The 18759-nt window shown below is 67.3% G+C and carries 21 protein-coding genes and 1 pseudogene; 10 read left to right on the top strand and 12 right to left on the bottom strand.

Translation table 11 applies throughout. The features are described from left to right. The first annotated feature begins 1258 nt into the window (after positions 1-1258). Positions 1259-1387, top strand: a complete 129-nt coding sequence (locus ACFYYN_RS43110) for a hypothetical protein (protein WP_500550162.1) — start codon at positions 1259-1261, stop codon at positions 1385-1387. Positions 1388-1440: 53 nt separating this feature from the next. Here ACFYYN_RS43110 and ACFYYN_RS43105 read toward each other — a convergent pair whose 3' ends face one another. Together ACFYYN_RS43105 and ACFYYN_RS43100 are read right to left on the bottom strand one after the other, a co-directional pair. Beyond that, a complete protein-coding gene (locus ACFYYN_RS43105) occupies positions 1441-2004 on the bottom strand; it encodes a hypothetical protein (RefSeq protein WP_500550161.1) in 564 nt (187 codons plus the stop codon). 114 nt (positions 2005-2118) lie between these two features. Next, positions 2119-2926 (bottom strand): IS5 family transposase gene (locus ACFYYN_RS43100; protein WP_500550160.1). Its coding sequence is split into 2 segments (ribosomal slippage): positions 2119-2605 and positions 2604-2926, totalling 810 coding nucleotides; the frame shifts between segments, so codons are not numbered across the junction. Between the two features lie 352 nt (positions 2927-3278). Between ACFYYN_RS43100 and ACFYYN_RS43095 the strand changes: the two genes are divergently transcribed. Together ACFYYN_RS43095 and ACFYYN_RS43090 are read left to right on the top strand one after the other, a co-directional pair. Next, on the top strand, positions 3279-4571 hold the full coding sequence (locus tag ACFYYN_RS43095; RefSeq protein ID WP_500550159.1) for a pentapeptide repeat-containing protein: 1293 nt from the start codon (positions 3279-3281) through the stop codon (positions 4569-4571). 126 nt (positions 4572-4697) lie between these two features. Further along, positions 4698-5318, top strand: coding sequence for a hypothetical protein (locus tag ACFYYN_RS43090; protein WP_500550158.1), 621 nt, complete (start codon positions 4698-4700; stop codon positions 5316-5318). A gap of 6 nt (positions 5319-5324) precedes the next feature. Here the strand turns inward: ACFYYN_RS43090 and ACFYYN_RS43085 are convergent. The 5 genes and pseudogenes from ACFYYN_RS43085 to ACFYYN_RS43065 form a co-directional block, all read right to left on the bottom strand. Further along, a pseudogene (locus tag ACFYYN_RS43085) lies at positions 5325-6016 on the bottom strand (transposase). A gap of 46 nt (positions 6017-6062) precedes the next feature. Then, positions 6063-7139, bottom strand: coding sequence for an IS110 family RNA-guided transposase (locus ACFYYN_RS43080; protein WP_500550157.1), 1077 nt, complete (start codon positions 7137-7139; stop codon positions 6063-6065). Positions 7140-7496: 357 nt separating this feature from the next. Next, positions 7497-8345, bottom strand: a complete 849-nt coding sequence (locus ACFYYN_RS43075) for a hypothetical protein (RefSeq protein WP_500550156.1) — start codon at positions 8343-8345, stop codon at positions 7497-7499. Between the two features lie 186 nt (positions 8346-8531). Next, positions 8532-8921 carry a hypothetical protein gene (locus ACFYYN_RS43070; protein WP_500550155.1) on the bottom strand — a complete coding sequence of 130 codons (390 nt, stop codon included), beginning with the start codon at positions 8919-8921 and terminating at the stop codon, positions 8532-8534. Further along, positions 8921-9217, bottom strand: a complete 297-nt coding sequence (locus ACFYYN_RS43065; protein ID WP_500550154.1) for a transposase — start codon at positions 9215-9217, stop codon at positions 8921-8923. Before ACFYYN_RS43065 ends, ACFYYN_RS43070 begins: the two co-directional genes overlap by 1 nt. Before the next feature lie 394 nt (positions 9218-9611). Here ACFYYN_RS43065 and ACFYYN_RS43060 point away from each other — a divergent pair, with 394 nt between their 5' ends. Beyond that, positions 9612-9830: a transposase domain-containing protein gene (locus ACFYYN_RS43060; RefSeq protein ID WP_500550153.1), complete on the top strand. Its 219-nt coding sequence runs from the start codon at positions 9612-9614 to the stop codon at positions 9828-9830. On the opposite strand, the gene ACFYYN_RS43055 is transcribed toward ACFYYN_RS43060, so the two are convergent. The 3 genes from ACFYYN_RS43055 to ACFYYN_RS43045 form a co-directional block, all read right to left on the bottom strand. Next, positions 9827-10273 (bottom strand): M91 family zinc metallopeptidase, encoded by a 447-nt coding sequence (locus ACFYYN_RS43055; RefSeq protein WP_500550152.1) that lies wholly within the window; start codon positions 10271-10273, stop codon positions 9827-9829. The genes ACFYYN_RS43060 and ACFYYN_RS43055 overlap by 4 nt on opposite strands. Positions 10274-10658: 385 nt before the next feature. Continuing rightward, positions 10659-11222: a hypothetical protein gene (locus tag ACFYYN_RS43050; RefSeq protein WP_500550151.1), complete on the bottom strand. Its 564-nt coding sequence runs from the start codon at positions 11220-11222 to the stop codon at positions 10659-10661. Positions 11223-12372: 1150 nt separating this feature from the next. Next, the gene (locus ACFYYN_RS43045) at positions 12373-12618 is read right to left on the bottom strand and encodes a tetratricopeptide repeat protein (protein WP_500550150.1); all 246 of its coding nucleotides are present in this window, start codon (positions 12616-12618) and stop codon (positions 12373-12375) included. 16 nt (positions 12619-12634) lie between these two features. On the opposite strand from ACFYYN_RS43045, the gene ACFYYN_RS43040 reads away from it, so the two are divergent. The 4 genes from ACFYYN_RS43040 (at position 12635) to ACFYYN_RS43025 (ending at position 16880) form a co-directional block, all read left to right on the top strand. Beyond that, positions 12635-13878 (top strand): IS3 family transposase gene (locus tag ACFYYN_RS43040; protein ID WP_500550149.1). Its coding sequence is split into 2 segments (ribosomal slippage): positions 12635-12917 and positions 12917-13878, totalling 1245 coding nucleotides; the frame shifts between segments, so codons are not numbered across the junction. A 379-nt stretch (positions 13879-14257) separates the two neighbouring features. Then, complete coding sequence (locus ACFYYN_RS43035; protein ID WP_500550148.1) at positions 14258-15073, top strand: hypothetical protein; 816 nt, start codon at positions 14258-14260, stop codon at positions 15071-15073. A gap of 623 nt (positions 15074-15696) precedes the next feature. Continuing rightward, positions 15697-16500, top strand: coding sequence for a hypothetical protein (locus ACFYYN_RS43030; protein WP_500550147.1), 804 nt, complete (start codon positions 15697-15699; stop codon positions 16498-16500). After that, positions 16416-16880 carry a GntR family transcriptional regulator gene (locus ACFYYN_RS43025; protein WP_500550146.1) on the top strand — a complete coding sequence of 155 codons (465 nt, stop codon included), beginning with the start codon at positions 16416-16418 and terminating at the stop codon, positions 16878-16880. The genes ACFYYN_RS43030 and ACFYYN_RS43025 overlap by 85 nt, the downstream gene beginning before the upstream one ends. 547 nt (positions 16881-17427) lie before the next feature. Here the strand turns inward: ACFYYN_RS43025 and ACFYYN_RS43020 are convergent. Next, positions 17428-17640 (bottom strand): helicase associated domain-containing protein, encoded by a 213-nt coding sequence (locus tag ACFYYN_RS43020; protein WP_500550145.1) that lies wholly within the window; start codon positions 17638-17640, stop codon positions 17428-17430. 33 nt (positions 17641-17673) lie between these two features. After that, complete coding sequence (locus tag ACFYYN_RS43015) at positions 17674-17904, bottom strand: hypothetical protein (protein ID WP_500550144.1); 231 nt, start codon at positions 17902-17904, stop codon at positions 17674-17676. A 98-nt stretch (positions 17905-18002) separates the two neighbouring features. On the opposite strand from ACFYYN_RS43015, the gene ACFYYN_RS43010 reads away from it, so the two are divergent. Both ACFYYN_RS43010 and ACFYYN_RS43005 read left to right on the top strand, forming a co-directional pair. Further along, on the top strand, positions 18003-18149 hold the full coding sequence (locus ACFYYN_RS43010; protein WP_500550143.1) for a hypothetical protein: 147 nt from the start codon (positions 18003-18005) through the stop codon (positions 18147-18149). Positions 18150-18165: 16 nt separating this feature from the next. Beyond that, complete coding sequence (locus ACFYYN_RS43005) at positions 18166-18657, top strand: hypothetical protein (RefSeq protein ID WP_500550142.1); 492 nt, start codon at positions 18166-18168, stop codon at positions 18655-18657. Positions 18658-18759 lie beyond the last annotated feature (102 nt).

Raw genomic sequence — 18759 nt, 5'->3', positions numbered from 1 at the left:
CTGCACACCTACAATCACCACCGCGGACACACCGCGCTGAACGGCAAACCACCCGCCAGCCGCGTCCCCAACCTCACAAGGCAATACACCTAGGCGCTGGCGTGGGGTCCGGGGCCGCGTAGGCCCCGGTTGGGGCCGTAGGTCCCGCCCCTCACGCTCCGAGCTGTTTCAGGCAAAGGAGTTGCTTTTTGTCAAAAAGGACAACTTCGAGCTGAGCTTCTGAGGCGACCAAGCAAAGATGGCCCCGCTTCCAGCAGTCGAGTTGCGGGTGGCTGGGGCCTTGTCGTACGGCGGGCCCCAGCTGGGATGGCACGTGGTCGATCAACAGCAGCAACTCCGTCAGCGGCTTCTTCCTCCAGCCAGGACGATGGTGCACCTTGTCAGGGGCAACTGCTCAGGAGGCCCCCAAGGGCCTCCGGTGCGCGGAGCGCAGAGCATGCGGCAGGAAGGGCGGTCCAGCGCCGCCTGGGCGCTGGCGCCGGGTCCAGGGCCGGCGTTAGGCCCTCGGCTCACGGTCCGCAGTGTGTGCTGATGAGAACCTCCCTACTGTCAGCTGCGGGACAGCTGTCGTGTCTGTAGACACGACATAGCGTGATGAAGGGACGCCGGCGAAGCTGGATCCGCTGTGCCGCTGGCCTTGCGTGATGCTTACTTCCTCTCGCTCCTGGATCAGTCCTGGGCTGTTGCGGGGTAATCCGGCTGCTCGAAGAACAGTTCGAGGGGCTCACGCTTCGGTAAGTCAGCTGCTTCAGTTCCTGCCGACTGCCGATGAAAGTAGCCAGGCAAAGGCGGTGAAAGTTGAGCGCCGATTGAGTCCCCAGCGCCCGGCCCCGCCCGTGCGGCGGAGGCCAGGCGTAGCCGTTTCTGGGCCCGTTGCTGTCCTTCCCGGGGAGAGTGCTGCCGGAAGGGGTGGAAGCTCCCCGCCCGGGGCGCTCCGTTCACGAGAGGCAAGCCCATGACAGCGATCCGCCCCGTTCCCGTGCTGCTCACCGGAGTGCCGCTGAACGGCGGTCCGCGGGGCGCGGAGCTGCTGATCCTGTACCTGTAGCCGGACGCGCGTGCGGCCCCCCTCACGGCGGCCGCTGCGCGACACAACATCGCCGCGCCGTCCACGCTCCGCCGGTCCCAACAGCCAGACGCGCTGTCAGCGACGGCTTTCCCGGCCTGCGACCAACGCCGGCCACCGCGGACCCGATGCCGACGGCCGACGGCCCCGACGGACCCGGGAGAGTACGGCTACGAGGACCAGTCGACGTACGTGGAGTACTGGATCAAGGTCCACGCCGACGGCACGTGCACCGTCACGATCTCCTACGTGAAGATCGACGACATCGTGGCCATCCTCGACGAACTCGAGCGCGCCCTGGCCGCCCGACGCCCCGCCTGACGCGGTGAGGTGACGTGACGTGGGACCCGTCGGCACTGCTGCGTCACGTCACCTCAGGCTGAGGGGCCACCGTTCAGGTACTTCCGTGCTGTCGGCAGCAGCGCAGTGTGTGCATCCTTGAATTCGGCCAGGGCCTTGGTCCTCGCGCTCAACATCTCCGGTGCGACCATGTTGGCGCTGAGCAACGCAACCGTGGTCCCCATTCCAGGACCTAGCTTTCGCCCTACGAGATCCGAGGTGCTACGCCACAAGCGTTCGGCGAGCCGCGCCAGGTCTTCCGGACCTTCCAGACGCACCATGTCCGCTGCTTGCTCGACCAGGTAATGAGCTTTGACCAATGGGGGGAACAGGGCGCGGACTTCCTCCGGGGTCTCCATACCCTCACGTGCAGGCCCCATGATCATCAAAGCTTCGTCAGCTGCCTCCCAAGTGCGCATGAACTGGTTGGCAGCGCGATAGAGGTCGGCGTACGCCTGGCGCTGGCCCTCACGTCGGACGGCGTCCACCGCCCCGTGGTAGGTGCCGCGGCTCTGCGCGCGCCCAGCCGCCCAAGCTGCAGCCGCAGTCACGAGAACCGTAGGGGTGGCGATGAGCGCCGCGAGGACTTCGGACTCCATGCGCCGTGAGTCTAGGGACGTTGCGCGTCACGTCACCTGGCGTCTGGGAAACACACCCGCGGAGTGCGGGGGCGTCGCGCCGGGAGGTACAGGTACGCCCCCTAACTGATCGTTTCAGAATGACGTGCGGAGTCGTCGGAGGCAGATGATGCTGCAGGCGAGTTCCAGGAGGCCCTGGTGAAGGTCGGCGCGGCGTTCGTAGCGGGTCCGGAGTCGTTTGAACTGGTGGAGCCAGGCGAAGGTGCGCTCGACGACCCAGCGGGTCTTGCCCAGGCCGGAGCCGTGGGCGACGCCGCGCCGGGCGATGAGGGGCTTGATGCCGCGCTTCCATAGCAGGCGGCGGTACTTGTCGTAGTCGTAGCCGCGGTCGGCGAACAGTCGCTTGGGCTTGCTGCGTGGGCGTCCTCGAAGTCCCCGTATTCGGGGGATCGCGTCCAGCAGCGGGATCAGCTGCGTGACGTCATGCCGGTTCCCGCCGGTCACGGACACGGCCAGCGGGGTTCCACGGCGGTCGACGATCAGGTGGTGCTTGGAGCCGGGGCGGGCTCGGTCGACCGGCGAAGGCCCGACGTGGTCCCCCCTTTGAGGGCCCTGACATGGGAGCGTCGATCGCGCAGTCGTCCATCTCGAGCAAACCGGCCTTGCGCAGTTCGGCAAGGAGCTCCGCGTGCAGGCGGGGCCAGACTCCGGCTTCGGTCCAGTCCCGCAGACGGCGCCAGGCGGTCACGCCCGAGCACCCCACCACGCCAGCAGGGACGTCCCTCCAGGCCACCCCCTTGCGCAGCACGTAGACAATGCCCGCCAGCGCAATGCGCTCAGGCACCCGAAGCCGGCCTGGGTGCCGGTGCCTTCGCTCAGGCTGCGGCGGCAGCAACGGGGCTATGCGCTCCCACAGGTCATCAGGGACAAGATCATCGGACACCCCGCAGACCCTGCCGACGAAGATCACTGCCTGCCAGCCGACACGCCGATCTTATTCTGAAACGATCAGTTAGCCCCATTACGACCACGTCCATGCGGCCAAGCTCCTCCCGCCGGCGCGCGACGCCGACAACCACCAGGTCGTGCACGGCTACGCGGTGAGCCTGCAGGCTGCAGGCTGGCGTGGTGGGGCTGGGAGGCGAGCAGACCGCGCCAGTCGCGGGTTGTCGACAACGTCACCCGAACCCTGTGGGAAGCCCCCCACCTGCTGTGACTCAGGCCTGGCGGCGAGGGTGCGGGGCGCGAGGCGTCCAGTTGCAACCGGATCATCAGCCAGAGCAGTCAGATGGTGCATGACACCGAATCTGCCCTGGCGTCGAAGGACCGGACAGCGCGGCTTGAGACTGTGGACCGCCGTCGCCTTGAGCTTCTGCGCCGCGCTCGCGGTGGCGAGCACGGTCTTCATCACCGGGTGGGAACTCCTCGGCGTCCAAGGCCTCAAACCCGAACACAAGCTCACTTCCAAAACACTGTTCGACCTGGTGAAGCTGTCCTTCGGGGTGGTCGCCGGGGCCGGTGCGCTGGTTGCCCTGGTCGTCGCCTACCGGCGTCAGCGCGTCGATGAGGACGGCGCCCGACGGGAAGACACCCGGCTGCACACCGAACGCTTCACCACCGCCGTCTCGCAGCTCGGCCAGGAATCCAGCGCGGTGCGCCTGGGCGGCGTGCACGCACTGGCCGGACTCGCCGACGACGCGCCCACCCGCGACCTGCGCCAGACCTGTATCGACGTCCTGTGCGCCTATCTCCGCATGCCCTACACCGCCGAGGCCGACCTACCTCCCGGCGACACGAACGCCCGGCATGCGTTCCTGGCGCTGCGCGAGGTCCGCCACACGATCATCCGCATCATGACCCATCACCTCCGCCTGCCCCGCGAGCACCCCCACTCCTGGCAAGGCCACGACCTGGACTTCACCGGCGTCGTCTTCGACGGCGGAGACTTCTCCGAGGCTGTGTTCAGTGGCGGCAAGGTCAGGTTTCGCGGGGCGGAGTTCAACGGCGGCATGGTCGACTTCAGCGGGGCGGAGTTCAACGGCGGCATGGTCGACTTCGGCGCGGCGCAGTTCAACGGCGGCATGGTCGACTTCGGCGCGGCGCAGTTCAACGGCGGCATAGTCACCTTCGAGAGGGCGCAGTTCCGAGGCGGGACGGTCACCTTCGTTAGGGCGCAGTTCCGTGGCGGCGTCGTCGGCTTCATTGGGGCGCAGTTCCGTGGCAGCAAGGTCACCTTCGCCGTGGCGAAGTTCCTTGGCGGCGACGTCGACTTCGCCGGGGCGGAGTTCCATGGCGGCGAGGTCACCTTCGGCGGGGCGGAGTTCCTTGGCGGCGAGGTCACCTACAACTTGGCGGAGTTCCATGGCGGCACGGTCACCTACGCAATGGCGCAGTTCCGTGGCGGCACGGTCACCTACGACCTGGCGCAGTTCCGTGGCGGCATAGTCACCTTCGAGAGGGCGCAGTTCCGAGGCGGCAAGGTCGTCTTCTCTACAGCGACGGGGGCGGCACCTCGTGGGCTGATCTCGTTGGGGCCTTTGCCTGCCGGGCTGAGGTTGCCCGCGGCATGGTACCCGCCGACGCCCTGATCGGACGCGCGGAGTCCGTACCCACGCTGGCCGGACGCTACGCCACTACGGGGTGATGCGGGTCACAGTCGGGTGGGGAGGGTGAGCGCGCGACGGTAGGTGTGCCGGCGCTCGATGGTGCGCGGCATGTCGCTCCGCCGCCCCGCTGCTGCCGCCCCCGCCGCCTTCGAGTCGAAGATCGCCCGCAGGGCGTGGAACCCGGCCCTGCACCCCCGCGACTCCCGCGGCCGCTTTGTCGAGACGGGCGGCATCGCCCGCCTGTGGGGCGGAGGCCTCGCCCGCGTCGTGCGCGCGCTGAGCTCCGACATGGTCGAAGTGGAGCGCCTGGACAACGGCATCCACGAGCGGATGTACGCCAACCGGCTCACGATGGTGGCCCGTCCCGACGGCTCCCGCCCCACCAAGGACCGGGGCAAGGGCGAGAAGGAGGACGCGGCCCGCGAGGCCGATCCGCAGCGCGGCGACGGCCTGGACCACCGCGACAACGGCCACCCGGGCGTCACCCCGAAGGCTCCCACCCATGGCGACGAGGACGACCCGGAGCCCATCCCGGACGACAAGCCGAGCGTCAACGGCGTCCTGGGTGACTGGCGCAACGGCCGTGTCCACGCCCCCGCCGCGACGCCCGAGAGCGACAAGACCGCGGGCGAGCGCGCGAAGCAGGTCAAGGACGTGGCCAGCGTCATCCAGTCGGCGCAGCTCACTCCGTCCGGGCGCCACGTCGTCGGCAAGATCGGCGATCAGTGAGGCTCTTCAGCGTTGCCGCTCCAGGGTGAGAATGGCTTTGGCGATTGACGTCATGCGGTTGGGGCTGCAGTGGGACCTGCGGAAGATCCGCCAGGACTTCAGGCAGGCCACGCCTCGTTCGACTGGTGCCCGTGCCGCGGCCAGAGCCCGGTTGACGGTCTTCTCGGTAGGGGTGAGTTCCCGCAGGGGCCTGCGTTTGATGCCCGTGGTCAGCCAGGGGCCACCGCCCTGGTAGGCGAGATCGGCCAAGATGGGGACGCCCTGGCGCTCGCAGATGCGGATGATCCGGTGGGTGCGGGCAGCGGTCAGGTCGTGGGAGCGGCCCGGCAGCGCGGGCGAGAGCCACAGCAGCCGGCCGTCCGGATCGGTGACTACCTGCACGTTCACCCCGTGCCGGCGGTGCTTGTGGGAGTAGTCGGCCCGTCCTCGCCGACCCGGTCGCACTCGGCGAGCGTGCCGTCCAGGAGGACGAAGTCCGGATCCTGCTCGCGTAGGACCTTCAGCAGGCCCGGTGCACGGTCGGCGAGGAGGTCGATGACCGCGCTGGTGTACGCGTGGGCGGTGGACTCGCTGATCCCGAAACCGGCAGCGACCTTCGCCAGGGTGGTGTGCTCGCGCAGGTACACCAGTGCCACTATCGCGCGCTGGGACGGACGGAGCTTGCAGCGCCGGTCACCCTCACGGGTGACGATGAGCATGGTGACCCACTCCACGAGCGCATGTGGCAGGTCGAGTGCGATGCCCCTATGGATTACAAGTAGCGCTGGGCAAGGGAAGGCTGGCCTGGAGAATCTTGAAGACGGTTCGGGCGAGGTAACGCTTCAAACAGCGGATGATCTCTCGTTTGGACAGGCCTTCTGCGGTTCGCCGTTGCAGGTACTTCTGGGTCGTAGGGTCCCACCGCAGACGGGAAAGCACTGCTCGGAACAAGGCGGCGTTGGCTTGCCGGTTGCCACCGCGGCTGAGCCGACGGCGACGGGTCTTGCCTGAGGACGCTTCGACGGGGCTGGTCCCGCAAAGAGCGGCGAAGGATGCCTCGCCACGCAGCCGATCAGGGTTGTCGCCCGCCGCGATCAGCAACGCGGCGGCCGAGTCCGGCCCTATGCCCTGCACCCGCAGCAGGTCGGGTGCCGTCTGCTGGATCAAGGATGTCATCTGCTTCACGGTGTCCTTGATCTCCGCGTCGAGATACTGGACACGCCGGGCGAGCCGACCAAGTGTGTGCATGACAGCCGTCTCTGCCGGCCCGAGTCCGTTCCAGCTCCCTGCGGAGCACCGCAGGATGAGTTGAGGCAAGGACAGGTGCTCCAGAGGTTCGCGCACCCGCGAGCCGGCGTTGACCAGGACCGACCTGAGCTGGTTCACGGCCTGGACCCGAGCCTTGCTGGCGGAGTCCTTGGCGATTTTCAGGACCCGGATAGCCTCGACGGGCCCCTCACCGTTCTTGGGTACGACTACTGCCTCACCGCTGAGCACTGCCCGAGCGGCGGCCTCAGCATCCACCACGTCAGTCTTGCCCCGGCGTCGGCGTAACGCCCGGTTCGGCCGGTTGACCTCGAGGACTTCCACACCGGCGGCCCGCAGGGCTCGGGTCAAGCCGGCTCCGTAGGAGCCAGTGCCCTCCACACCGACCCGCTTCACCTGGCCGCTGGCGCGTGCCCAGTCCAGCAGCTGCTGGTAGCCAGCAGCCGATACCGGAAACGACCCGGTGTTGAGCACGACACCGAGCATGCTGATAGCCACGGCCACGTGGCAGTCCTTGTGAGTGTCGACACCGACAACGACCTCGGCCTGGTCGGCGTCCGTAACTGGAGTGAGCACGGGCTTGTCTCTCCTCCCGCTGGTCAGGGCATTGCCAGCCACCGGACGGGAAGAGCGGTCAGACCTGTGACGATGCCGCAGCAAAGCCCCTATTTGGACACGAACCCAGCCCGGTGGCGCACGCACCGCCCGGGATGCAGCCGGCAGATCGCACTCAGGGCATCAACAAGCGAGCCAGGCAGGATATGGGCCAGACCGCACCCCGGGACAGCATCCCCATTCTCACAGGCAGGATAGATGACCAACGAGGCCCCTGAGCAGCGTGGTTGAGACGTTAGACATCTCGATCAACTGCCCGGGGGCCTCGCTCGTTGCGCTTCACGGACGTCACCCGATCGGTGGCCCGCTCGAAGAAGCTCAATGCAGGACGAAAGGCGGACCGGCCTCGACCGTGACGAGCGGGACCTTGCCAGTCTGAGCACAGAAGAATGGTGTCCCGTCGGTGTTGGCACACGCGTTCCACAGGTAAATCCAGACTTCGTAGGTCTCTCCTTGAGTCACGTCGAACAAGACCGGGAAGAGACGTGGCCCGGCGAAGGGTCCGCCCGAGATTCCGGTGACGTCGGCCATCGCAATGTTCACCGTCTCCCCAGTGCTAGGGGAAATGCCGGTCCGGTTCCACGAAGTGACCTTCGAGTCCACGATCGCGGAGCCGCCTTTGTAGACGATGGCGCCAGCTCCGCCCTTTGTCTGCACGTTGGGATCGGTCTGAAGGTCGAAGAATGAGTGCTCGTACGTCCCCTGCGGGATGACCGCCACAGCCGCATCCTCCTGGGCCGTGACGAAGAAGCTGAAGCCTGCGCCGGAGAATTGGTCACCCCCGAGGAGCACCATACTTCCTTCGACATCCGACCAGGGCTGCCCGAGGCCCGTGTTCCAACTGTGATCGTACGGGGGCGCAATTACCTGCGTCCCGCGGTGGATGTCGAGCTTGAGCAGGCCGAGTTCTGGCCGAAGCCGGTTGATGAGCCCGTCGAGCATCTCGCTCTTGAATGCTTCTACGGTCGCACCGTCACCGAGCCCCTTCGGCGAACCTTGGTATAGGTCGGCGGGAAGTCGGTGGTGATCCTGCATTTCGGCCAGCCGGGCCTCTCCGAACTCGGCGAGGGAACGCTGGAGCTTCGCCACCGAAGAGTTTCGAGTAATCTGCTCAGAGGTGGCCCGGATGATCGGTCGGGTGAACTCACGGGTGGGGGTGAGCGTCATGGTGTCACTTCCAGTTCTGCCTGAACTGACTCAAGGAGCGCCACATCTCTGCGCCACGCAGAACTGCGGACGCTCCGCCGTGTTTTCTTGGAAGCGTTGCCGCACTGGTGATCTCGTGTGACCGATAACCTGCCATCAGGGAGTCGTCGGTCACGCAGAGGCGCGGTCAGGGGAACTTGCGCGGTTTCACGCGGCTTTCACCGGAATGGCGCGCTCCGCTGTGTGTTCGTCTCGACCTAACACTGCGCCGTGAGGCAACCTTTGATTCCAGACTGCACCCACTCGCTCGAAGGCGCGACTTGCGGCATCGAAAACGATGAAGGGTCGCCGGTAACCGGCGAAAGCCACCCCGTACATCTCCACCTTGCGCCCGTAGCGCTTGGCCCATTCCAGCTCGATCAAGGGCAGCAGCCAGTCCCCGTCGGCCTCGGCCAGCTCCTCCAGCGCGGCCCGCAGCGTCTCCCCGGCCAACTCCAGGCCGCTGAGCCTGCGCACGAAGGCGAGCACATGGGTGGCATCGGTGCGCTGGCGCCCCCCGGACTTCAGCAGCCCGGCCTCCACCAGCCGCGTCAGCATCACCCGCAGCAGCCGGTCAGCGGCATCCCCCTCCGCAAGCCGGGCCCGGAACTCACTGAGCACAGCACCGAGTAGTCGAACCCCGGATCCTCCAACTCCAGGCCCAGCGCGCACTTGAAGTCGATCCTCGTGCGCACAGCATCCGCCGCGGCGCGATCGGACAGGTTCTCGGCGAACTGCAGCACCGACACCAGCGCCAACTGCCCCGTCGAGAACCCCGGACGGCCATCGGACGGATACAGGTCCGCGAACTCCTCGTCCTCGAACAGCACATCCAGCCGGTCGCGCACCAGCATCGCCGACGTCCCCTTCGGACGCGCCGCCCACGCCGTACGCACCGTCCTCGCCGGAATCCGCTGGAAACTCCTCGGCCGCAACGACACCGCACCCACCCCCGGAACCCGAGGCCACCCCGCACGCCTCCGGCGAAGCACCCCGCCGCCCCACCGTCAGCACCCCGAACAAGATCACCAACCAAGTCATGTCGTTGCGTTAGGTTTTGAACGTAGGCTGCTGGGGTGGTGTTGGGGGTGGTGCCGGTGACTGAGACTCTGCCTGAGTTGTCTGGTCTTGGGTTGTTGACCTGGGTGTATCTGCCGGGTCTGGTGGATCGGGTCGTTGCCGCGTGCGGTCGGACCGAGCAGCGCAGACGGCTGCTGCCGGCCTAGCGGCACCTAGTCGAGGGTTTGCGTGCGGGCCGGGGCGGGCGGGGCGTGGAAGGTCCCGGCGAAGTCGTCGCTGTTTCGGGCTCGGGACCGGCTGGGATCGGAGCCGTTGCGGGTGTTGTTCGCCGCCACTACGTGGCCGCTTGCCGATGAGCGCACGCCGGGAGCGTGGTGGCGGGGGCTGCGGCTGGTGGCGGTGGACGGCACCTGCTGGGATACCGCTGACACGGCCGCCAACGCCTAGCAGTCGTCCACGGAGTCTGGCAGCTGCGCTGGGCCGGACTCGGTACCGTACGCGGTACGTACGGGCATGCCTCGGTATGTGCGGTACGCGTTCTCCGCGAAGACGGCTACGACCTCATCGGTCTGTATGCGGGGGGCTCCACGGCACCAGTGCAGGTTGAGGGTGCCACGGGACATGTCCAGTGCGTGAGCCATCTCGTGATACAGCTGCGCGCAAGGTTCACTTGGGGTGCCGTCGCTCAGGGGCCGGATGTCCTTGCTGTTCCAGGCGATGATGCTGTCGGTGCCCGACCCGTTCTGCGCCTTGTCCCAGCGGTCGTCGACGGGCATCGTGCCTGTGTCGCCGTTGCTGAGGTCGATCAGCACCTTGTGCCGGGAGAACTCGAGGTACCGCACGATACCGAGGGGGTCGCCGCTGCCGTCCTCGGCTCGGTAGGTGTTCATGCACTTGCCGAAAGCTGTGGCCGCCTCAGGGTTCACGCTGATCACGGCTTGGGCTTGTGGGGCGGTACCCAGAATCAGGGCGGCGACGGAGAGGACCGTCAGCAGCGCGAAGCCCGCTGATGTCCGGCGTCTGCGCCGGGAACGGAACCAAGGGGCGGCTGCCACACACGCCACCGCTACCCCATCCAGCACTATCCCGCCCGCCGCCTGTAGAGCCGACGCAACGACTACAGCACCATGACGCTTGAGAGTACTCCCCATAATTTCGCCCTCCTTTGGCATCCGAGGTCAGGACGACGACTATCCAGAGCCTTACTTTGGGGCGTGGCTGTGCTGGGTTCTGCCTCCGTGGGCTGACCGCACCGCAGCCGCCCCTCCACGGGAGTCACGCGCCCACGATTGCGAGGACCGTCATGACGTAGGGAATGCCGTCCTTCGCCGACTCAATTGTGCCGGCAACGTCGAGACTGGCTCGCGCCGAGCAGTTCGGCGTGTAGCCCGAGGCCTCGTCCCACACTCTGGGAAGAGTCCGCAGTTTCCCATCCCTCTGCCAGTTGAAGTCGCGAGAACCGCCGAGGATTCCGCCCATGGTTCCACGGACGTCGAAGATGTAGGTCTCGCCTGTGTGGAAGCGGATAACACAGGCCTCACTGTAGTTGTAGCCGACGCCGCCTGAGTTGCGCACGTGTCCGGTCCAGTTATATGTCCCGTCGGAGTGTAGGGTCAGCGCTGACCAGCCGCCGACCGGGACGCCGCCTTTGAATCTGATGTCGCGACTGACGGTGAAGGTGTCGGTGTATTGGGGGCGGATGACCGACCCTGCTGGTGTGGTCGTCTTCATCGACATGCCTGGATCGGCTGCGGCCGCCGTGGTCGGCAGGACGATGCTCCCTGCCAACAGCACTGAGGCAAAGGCGGTTGCGCCATAACGCTTGAGAGTACTGATCACGGCTACGTACTTCCTGATTGCCTTTGGATGCTTGACCGAGCTTGCGCCGCCCGGAAAGGCGGCTGTCCCGTTTAGCGGAACCGACGCACCAGATTGACATCATGTCCCTCGAGGCTGCTTTCGGTTCCGCCTGCGCTAGGCCGCGTCCCCATGCCTCAATCCTAGGTGTCTGGCACTTGGGCGGCGTTGCTGTACAAGCGGGGAATCCCATTCACGCGAACGCCTGCGGCTCTCGGATTAACCACCTATACCCAGCTAACCCCGGACGATTTGGTTGTGCAACCCCCGGCCCCGCATGAAAGGTTGAACTCTCGATAATAAATGTATCCACTGTTGAACCCTCGTTTCATCCTGCATCCACCGATCGGGGTCTGCCGCATGCGGAGCAGTTGAGGTGGCACAAGCAGCGCTGCCCGACGCCATCGACGAGGCCGCGGATCACGCGCGCACTGAATGGGAGCCCTTCGACGTGAGGTGCCATCGTCAGCACATCCGCGACCAGCTTCCCGACTCATCGCCCGCCCCGGGCAGCGGCCTGGGGTGAATCCCCTGCCCTCAAGTGAGCGCTCCGATTGGCTGCCCCACTCGCGCGAGCCCGGCGGCCGCTACGACCATGCCCCGCTCGCAGCCCTTGCTGCGGCAGCTTCGGTATCCCTCTCCCGGCCGCCGTCACCGCCCGTACTCGCCTCGACCTTGGCGGTCTGACCTGGGGATCTGGCGTAGGCCCCGGCGGACTGCGGCGTCATCGAGAACCCGGCCTCGTCGGCGAAGACGGTCCAGGCCCCGAGCGCCGCCGCGGTGGTTCCACGGCCGGCCAGGTCTCCTTCACATTTCCAGCGATGCGTGCGGGAGCAGTAACCGCGAGGCCTCCACCATGCCGACCAATCGATCTCCCGGTCGCACACCCGGCAGGTCCAGCTCACTTCGACACCCATGTTCCGGACCCTAACAACACCCCCGAAGTACTCTGTCGGTGCGCTGCCATCACGGCTGGGGGAGGAAGCGGTCGATGAGGTAGCGGACCGCGCTGGTGATCGCTTGCAGTCGGAAGTGCGCGGGCGCGCACCCATGGTGGGCCCGGCACGCTTCAGGCGTACGGTCAGCGGGCGACGGCGCCCTGAGCGGGAGGAAACCTGGGCGCCCAGCCGTCCTAGCGTTCGGCGACGGCGCTTGCGAGAGCGCTTCGGACTTTTACCGTCAAGGAATGGTCCTCGCCCAGTACGCGCACCATATCGGCGAGGGTTTGCTCGAACAGCGGGATGGCCCGGCTCAAATTTCCCGCCGACTGGTAGGCGCTTGCGAGGGTGTTACGGGAGAACAGCGTGTCGGGGTGGTCCTCGCCCAGCACCCTGATGCGGTCGGTGAACCGTTCCGGGTTCGGTGGGGACTCGATCATTTGAGAGGATCGAGTCATGGCACGTCCTTCCCCTTATCCCCTTGAGCTGCGCAAGCGCGCGGTCCGCATGGTCGCCGAGGTGCGGCCCGAGTACGACACGGAGTGGTCCGCGATGAAGGCGGTTGCGGCGAAACTGGGGATCGGGACGACCGAAACGCTGCGCAAGTGGGTCCGCCAGGACCAGATCGACAGTGGTGCCAGGCCGGGCACCACGACGGAGGAGTCGGCCGAGCTCAAGCGCCTACGCAAGGAGAACGCCGAGCTCAAGCGGGCAAACGAGATTCTGAAGGCCGCGTCGGCTTTCTTCGCGGCCGAGCTCGACCGGCCACACACACGCTCGTGACGTTCATCGACGAGTACCGGAACCGCTTCGGCGGCGTCGAGCCGATCTGCACCGTGCTCACCGAGCACGGTCTCAGCATCGCCCCCTCCACCTACTACGCAGCCAAGAGTCGCCCACCTTCGCAACGGGCCAACCGAGACGTGGAGTTGAAGGTGCTGATTCAGGCGGTGTTCGATGCCAACTACCGCGTCTACGGGGCTCGCAAGATCTGGCGTCACCTACAGCGACAGGGTCATCGGGTGGCCCGCTGCACCGTCGAGCGACTGATGCGGGAACTGGGAATCACCGGGGCAGTCCGCGGCAAGAAGGTCATCACGACGATCCAGAACCACGCGGCCGAGCGGGCACCGGACCTTCTTGACCGCGACTTCGTGGCTTCGGCCCCGAACCGGTGCTGGGTGGCCGACTTCACGCACATCGCGGCCTGGGCCGGCACCGTCTATGTCGCCTTCGTCGTCGACACCTTCTCCCGCCGCATCGTCGGCTGGTCCGCTGCCACCAGCAAGGAGACCCAATTGGTACTGGACGCACTGGAGATGGGGTTGTGGCAACGTGACCGCGAGGGCCATCGCCATGTCGCCGGGGAGTTGGTGTATCACAGCGACGCCGGGTCGCAATACACGTCCTTCAAGCTCGCCGAACACCTGGATACGGCAGGCATCGCGGCATCCATCGGTTCAGTCGGCGACGCCTACGACAATGCCCTGATGGAGTCGGCGATCGGCCTGTTCAAGACCGAGCTGATCAAGCCCCGGCCCTGGAAGACTCTCTCCGAGGTCGAGTTGGCCACCGCCGAGTGGGTCGACTGGTTCAATCACCGCCGCCTGCACGGTGAGATCGGCCACGTCCCGCCCGCAGAATACGAAGCCGCCTACCACCAACAGAACGCAAATCCCCAGGTCACAGTCACAACCTAGAGTCTCGATCATACCCGGAACGGTTCAGTTGCTGGTCTGTGGTGAGGCTGGGGTTCGGCACTGGCGGGGGATTGCCGGCGGTGAGGGTGCGCGGGCGTTGGCGGGTCATGCCTGTCCTTGGGTGCGACAGGGGCATTTGCGGGCGCGGCCGTCGGGGTCGGTGGTCCAGCCGTGGTCGCATTGCCTGCAGTAGGCGGGGTGTCCGGGCCGTGTGGCGGGTTGTGGGGCGGGGGGTGTCCAGTGTTCGAGGTGGCGTCTGAGGTCGTACCAGGTGGGTTTGCGGGCCATGGCGATGGCTGCCTGGATCAGGTGCTGTTCTTGGATGCCGGTGGCCAGGAGCGCTTCGGCGGTGTGGGCGATGCGGCCCCGGGCCAGAGCGGTGCTGACTGCACCACAGGACCAACTGCCGGTGCTGTTCGTGGAGGTCGACAACCACACCGAACCGGCAGCTGCGCTGGCGGGCAAGATCGCCCGCTACCACCGCTTCTTCCAGCGCACCCTGAACGGCCACCGCGTAGGGGACGACGTCCCACTGTGGTCGACACGGTGGGAGGACTCCCGTCGTGGGGGCTACCCGCCGGTGGCGATCGTCTTCACCAAACGCGTCAACCCCCAAGTCCTGCAGCGCCGCATCAGCGAAGTGGCCCGCATCTCGGCCCCGTACTGGCAGGGCACCTGGCACTCCGGCCCCTACACCGACGCTTCGGGCACGCCAGACGGCTGGCGCACCTACGACTTTACGGTGCCCGTCCTGGTCACCACCTTGGACCAGTTGGCCGCTGACGGCCCGCACGGCCCGGTGTGGTGGCGCTTCGGCCACAGCGTCCACGAGTCGCTGGCCGCCGCCCTGGACAACCCTGACGACCACCGCGCCTACCGGCAGCGTGACGAGCAGCGGCGTGCCGCCCGGCAGGCTGCCGAACAAGCCCGCGTCGCGGCCAAGGAGGCCCGCAGGCAGCGACGCAAGGAAGAACAGCGCCGCCGCCGGGCAGCAATGTGGCCCTGCCCGTCCTGCGGCACCGACGTCCATCCAGGCGACTACGACGACGGGCAGGGCGACGCCTTGGCGCCCGGAGCCGAGTGCCCGTCCTGCCGCAGCCAGCGTGAGCGCCTGGACCGGGAGAGGGCCGAGGCGGAAGCGCAGTGGGAACGAGAGCGGCGTGGCAACGGACTGTTCGGCTGGCTTCGCGGCTGAACCCGCCGGACAGACCATGCGCTTTGCCCAACGCCCGTCGTCGGCCGCTTCCTTGCAGGCCTCCCGGCGGTGGAAGGCGTCCCGGGTGATCCGCGAGCCCGGCCCGCCGCTCACCACAGGCGGGCTCCGGAGGCGAGCGGCCTCCTGCCACTGCTCTGAAGGCGTAGGCGCTCATGATGAAGCCGCACGGTCCACGAGTTTGGCTGCGAGGTCGGGGTCGGGCTTGGGATGGTGCCGAAGTCCTCATCGGGCTGCGCCTCGAGGTGCTGGACGGTCTTGGTGATCGAGTTCGACAGCGGCAGGGACGAGGCGGGCCGGCACGCACGGTGAACGACATCGACCCTGACGACCTGGGGCACTGTCCCGGTCCGGGACGGCGACGGTCCCTGCAGCCAGTGCGTCAGGGCCCGATCGGCCGTCGCCTGCGACCATGCGGCGGGCGCCAGGGGGTCCTGGCCCATGTTCCACAGCCGGCGTTGGCGATGTTCTTTGAGCTGTGGTCTGCCCGTATGCGGAGTGATGTGCACGTGATCCCTGGTGCGTGATCGTCCGGGATGCGCCGGTCACCGTTGTGTCAACGGCTTGACACAAGATCGGGCGGAGCTGCATCTTGTACTTACCGCTTGATACAAGCGGTGTTGGGTCACGGTTCGTATGTCATCCAGGAGCTTGTTGTGCGTGTACTTGACGTGGCGCCGACCGGTTCGGCAGCCGACCGCTACCTTCGCTGGGCAGGTCTGGTTGTTGGGGTAGTTGCCGCCCGGGTGGTCGGGCACGCAGTGGACGACGGGGAGGCCGGTGTCTTGTACGCGATCCCCGTTTTCGGATTGTGTGCCGTTGCGGGAGTGCTGGTGGCGGACGTTCTCACGGCTCGCCCGCACGGCCCGGTCCGCACAGCGGGACTGGCACCTCGTCGGGTACGCGACTACGTGCCACCGCGGATGACTTTGCTGCTGGTCGCCGAGGCTGTTTTTCTTGTTGTCCTCTTGGTGGTGGCGGCCGTGCTTGCTTCACCGGACGACGTGGGTCGCGCCGGCCGTTCCCTTGCCGTCACGTGCCCGGATGGAAGCACGGTGAGCACGGGGCCTTGGCCGGGTCTGTTCTACGGCTTGCCCATCCTTGCGTCGCTGGCCGTGTCGACGGCCGTTTGCCTGTGGTCGCTGACCAGGATCGCCCGCCGTCCCGGCGACGAGGCGACCCGTCGCAACCGCGCGTTGGCGATCGTCGCCGCGTGGGGTCTGCTGGTCTCGGCTCCTCTGCTCGGCGCCGCGTCCACTGCCTCGGGCGCACTGCTTGGCATCACCTGCGACGGCACCGGCGGCCGGGTCGGGAACTGGGCGCTGTGGCCGACGGCCTTGATTGCCCTCGTCACCGTGGCGTGGTGCCTGTTCACGGTCATCTCACCCAAGGCCCGGGGGCACCGGTGAGTGGTCCCGTCGTCCGGATCGACACCTCGAGCCATGTCCCGCCGTATGAGCAGATCCGCGCGCAGCTCGCTGCCCTGATTACCTCGCGTCGTCTCCCGGAGGGTGAGCGTCTGCCGACGGTACGGCAGTTGGCGGCCGATCTGGGCCTGGCGCCTGGAACGGTGGCACGGGCCTACCGTGAACTGGAAGCCGCGTCCCTGATCACCAGCCGCCGCGGGGCGGGGACGCGGGTGGCATCGCTGCCCATGTCCGCCACCGCTCCGGACCCGGCCGCACTGGCCGAACTGGCTCGGCGGTTCGTCACCGAGGCGGGGGAGCTCGGTGCAGACAAGGAGATCATGCTGGAGGCGGTACGTGAGGCACTGGAGCAGCGGCCGTAGAGCAGTCAGAAACTCCTTATGCCGTCGGAGCCGTCGACCGGCAACCCATACTGGTTCCGGGCTGCAGACGCTTGGGCATTCAGGAACCAGTCCACAGGCCCAGCCGTCGCAGGCGGCGTTGCCGGCATCGCTCGTACAGCGCCGTGAGTCCGAAGATGCCACCGAGCAGGAAGCCCGCGACGGGCGCGATGACGAAATCTGACGGCTGCACTCCCGGCAGTACCAAGAAATAGGCGGCGCAGCCCGTTCCTGCCAGAAGGGTCAGGAGAAGCGGGTGCCGGGCTGCGAACTTCTGCGTCCGTGATGGTGGGCGCTCACCGCCCAGAAACCGGTCTACGACCCAAGAGGCCCGTACAAGTTTTCGGCCTATGTCTGACATGACCGTGAGCGTAGCGCCTTGAGCAGGCACTTTCGCCTCTCAGGTAGGTCTGCAGGGGGCTCACGCCCGCCGGTGCCAGCGAACGACTCACGGCGCCGTACAGGGGCCGCGCGGGGGCTCCACGTGCAGAGCCCCGGCCCGGCTGACTGAGCGGCCCGGCTGCGGCTGCTACCAGCGCATGCCAAGTGCGTCGAGTTCCGCCAGCCTTTGCTCGGTGAGCTTGCCGGCGCGGCGGCGGGCGTTGTCCACGAACTGACCCAGCCGGACCTCTACGACCGTCCCGTCCGGCTCGGTGAGCTGTTCGACAGCCTTGCGAGGGACGACCTGGAGTGAGCCCTCGCGGGCGTGGAATTGCTGAGCAGCCCGAAGATTGATCGCCATCCCGAGCCGGTACTCGGTGGGTCGCGGTACTTGTCAGGCGCTTTCGCTCGCAGCGCGATTCCTCCGAGCCCGGAGGCGCTTGTAGATGTCCCAGCCTGCAAGCACGACGAGGACCACACCGCTGATAGCCCGAAGCGGGATGCTGCCGTGTAGATACCTGTGTATGCCCCAAGCCACGAGGCAGAGCCCGACGGCGAAGCATACGTAGGGCACGGACCTCTCCAGCTTGCCGAAGAAGCCGTCATCCCTCTGCGGGCGCTCCATGATCACTCCCCTCCCGAGGGCGGCACTGTACCGCGCGGCCGGCCTTCCACCGCGCGCCTGCCGTGCTCCGGCAGCGCGCGACGCAAGCACCTCGCCCCGTGCAACATCCCTGCCAGCCCGTGCCGCCCCTGCGCCCGGGCCGGACAGGAGAACTGCAGTACATCCCGCTGTCGGCCGGCCGCCGCGCCGAGCAGTGGGCAGTCCTGGAAGAGGCCGCAGGTCTCACGGTCGAGGAGGACGTGTGAAGCGCACGCTTGCCGCATGGTGGCGCGGCCGGAACGGCATCGCGGCCTGGCCCCCCTCGACACCGACTTTGCTCAGACCCTTGCCGCCACCGCCAGCCACGAACAGCAACCAGTCCCCGTGACCCTGCGGTTCGCCCCCGAACCCGCCCGCGACCCGATCACGTTGGACGACCGGACCGCCCTGTACGTCCTGGCCATCCACGCCCAAGACTCCGCCCGCCGCCGCCGCTGGCTGCCCGGCATCACCGACACCGAACTCCTCACCCTCCACGACCTCGCCTTCGCCGCCCGCGACGCCGCCGACCACGGCTCGCACTACCGCACCGGCCCCCTGGACAGGCCCGCCTCCAAGAAGGAAACGGGCCGCCTGCAGCGTCTTGGTCGGGAGTATCACGTTCATGACGGCGTCATGGCCAACGCCGGGTTCCCCCGCTACACCGCCGCCACCGTCATCCGCCTCGACAATTGCTCCGTTCGCTCTTCCGGGCGCTCAGACGCGAGAAGCTGATCTTCCGGGATCCCACCCGTTCCATCGTGCTGTCCGGCAGTCGGCGGCTGCCCGCCCCGCTGCCCGACGACCACCTCCACGGCGTCCTCGACCAGCTTCCCG

Origin of the sequence: Streptomyces sp. NPDC001902 (genome assembly GCF_042891295.1) — a bacterium.
Lineage (GTDB): Bacteria > Actinomycetota > Actinomycetes > Streptomycetales > Streptomycetaceae > Actinacidiphila.
The sequence above is the reverse complement of the archived record's forward strand: the minus strand, read 5'-3'. Positions and strand labels throughout refer to the sequence as shown.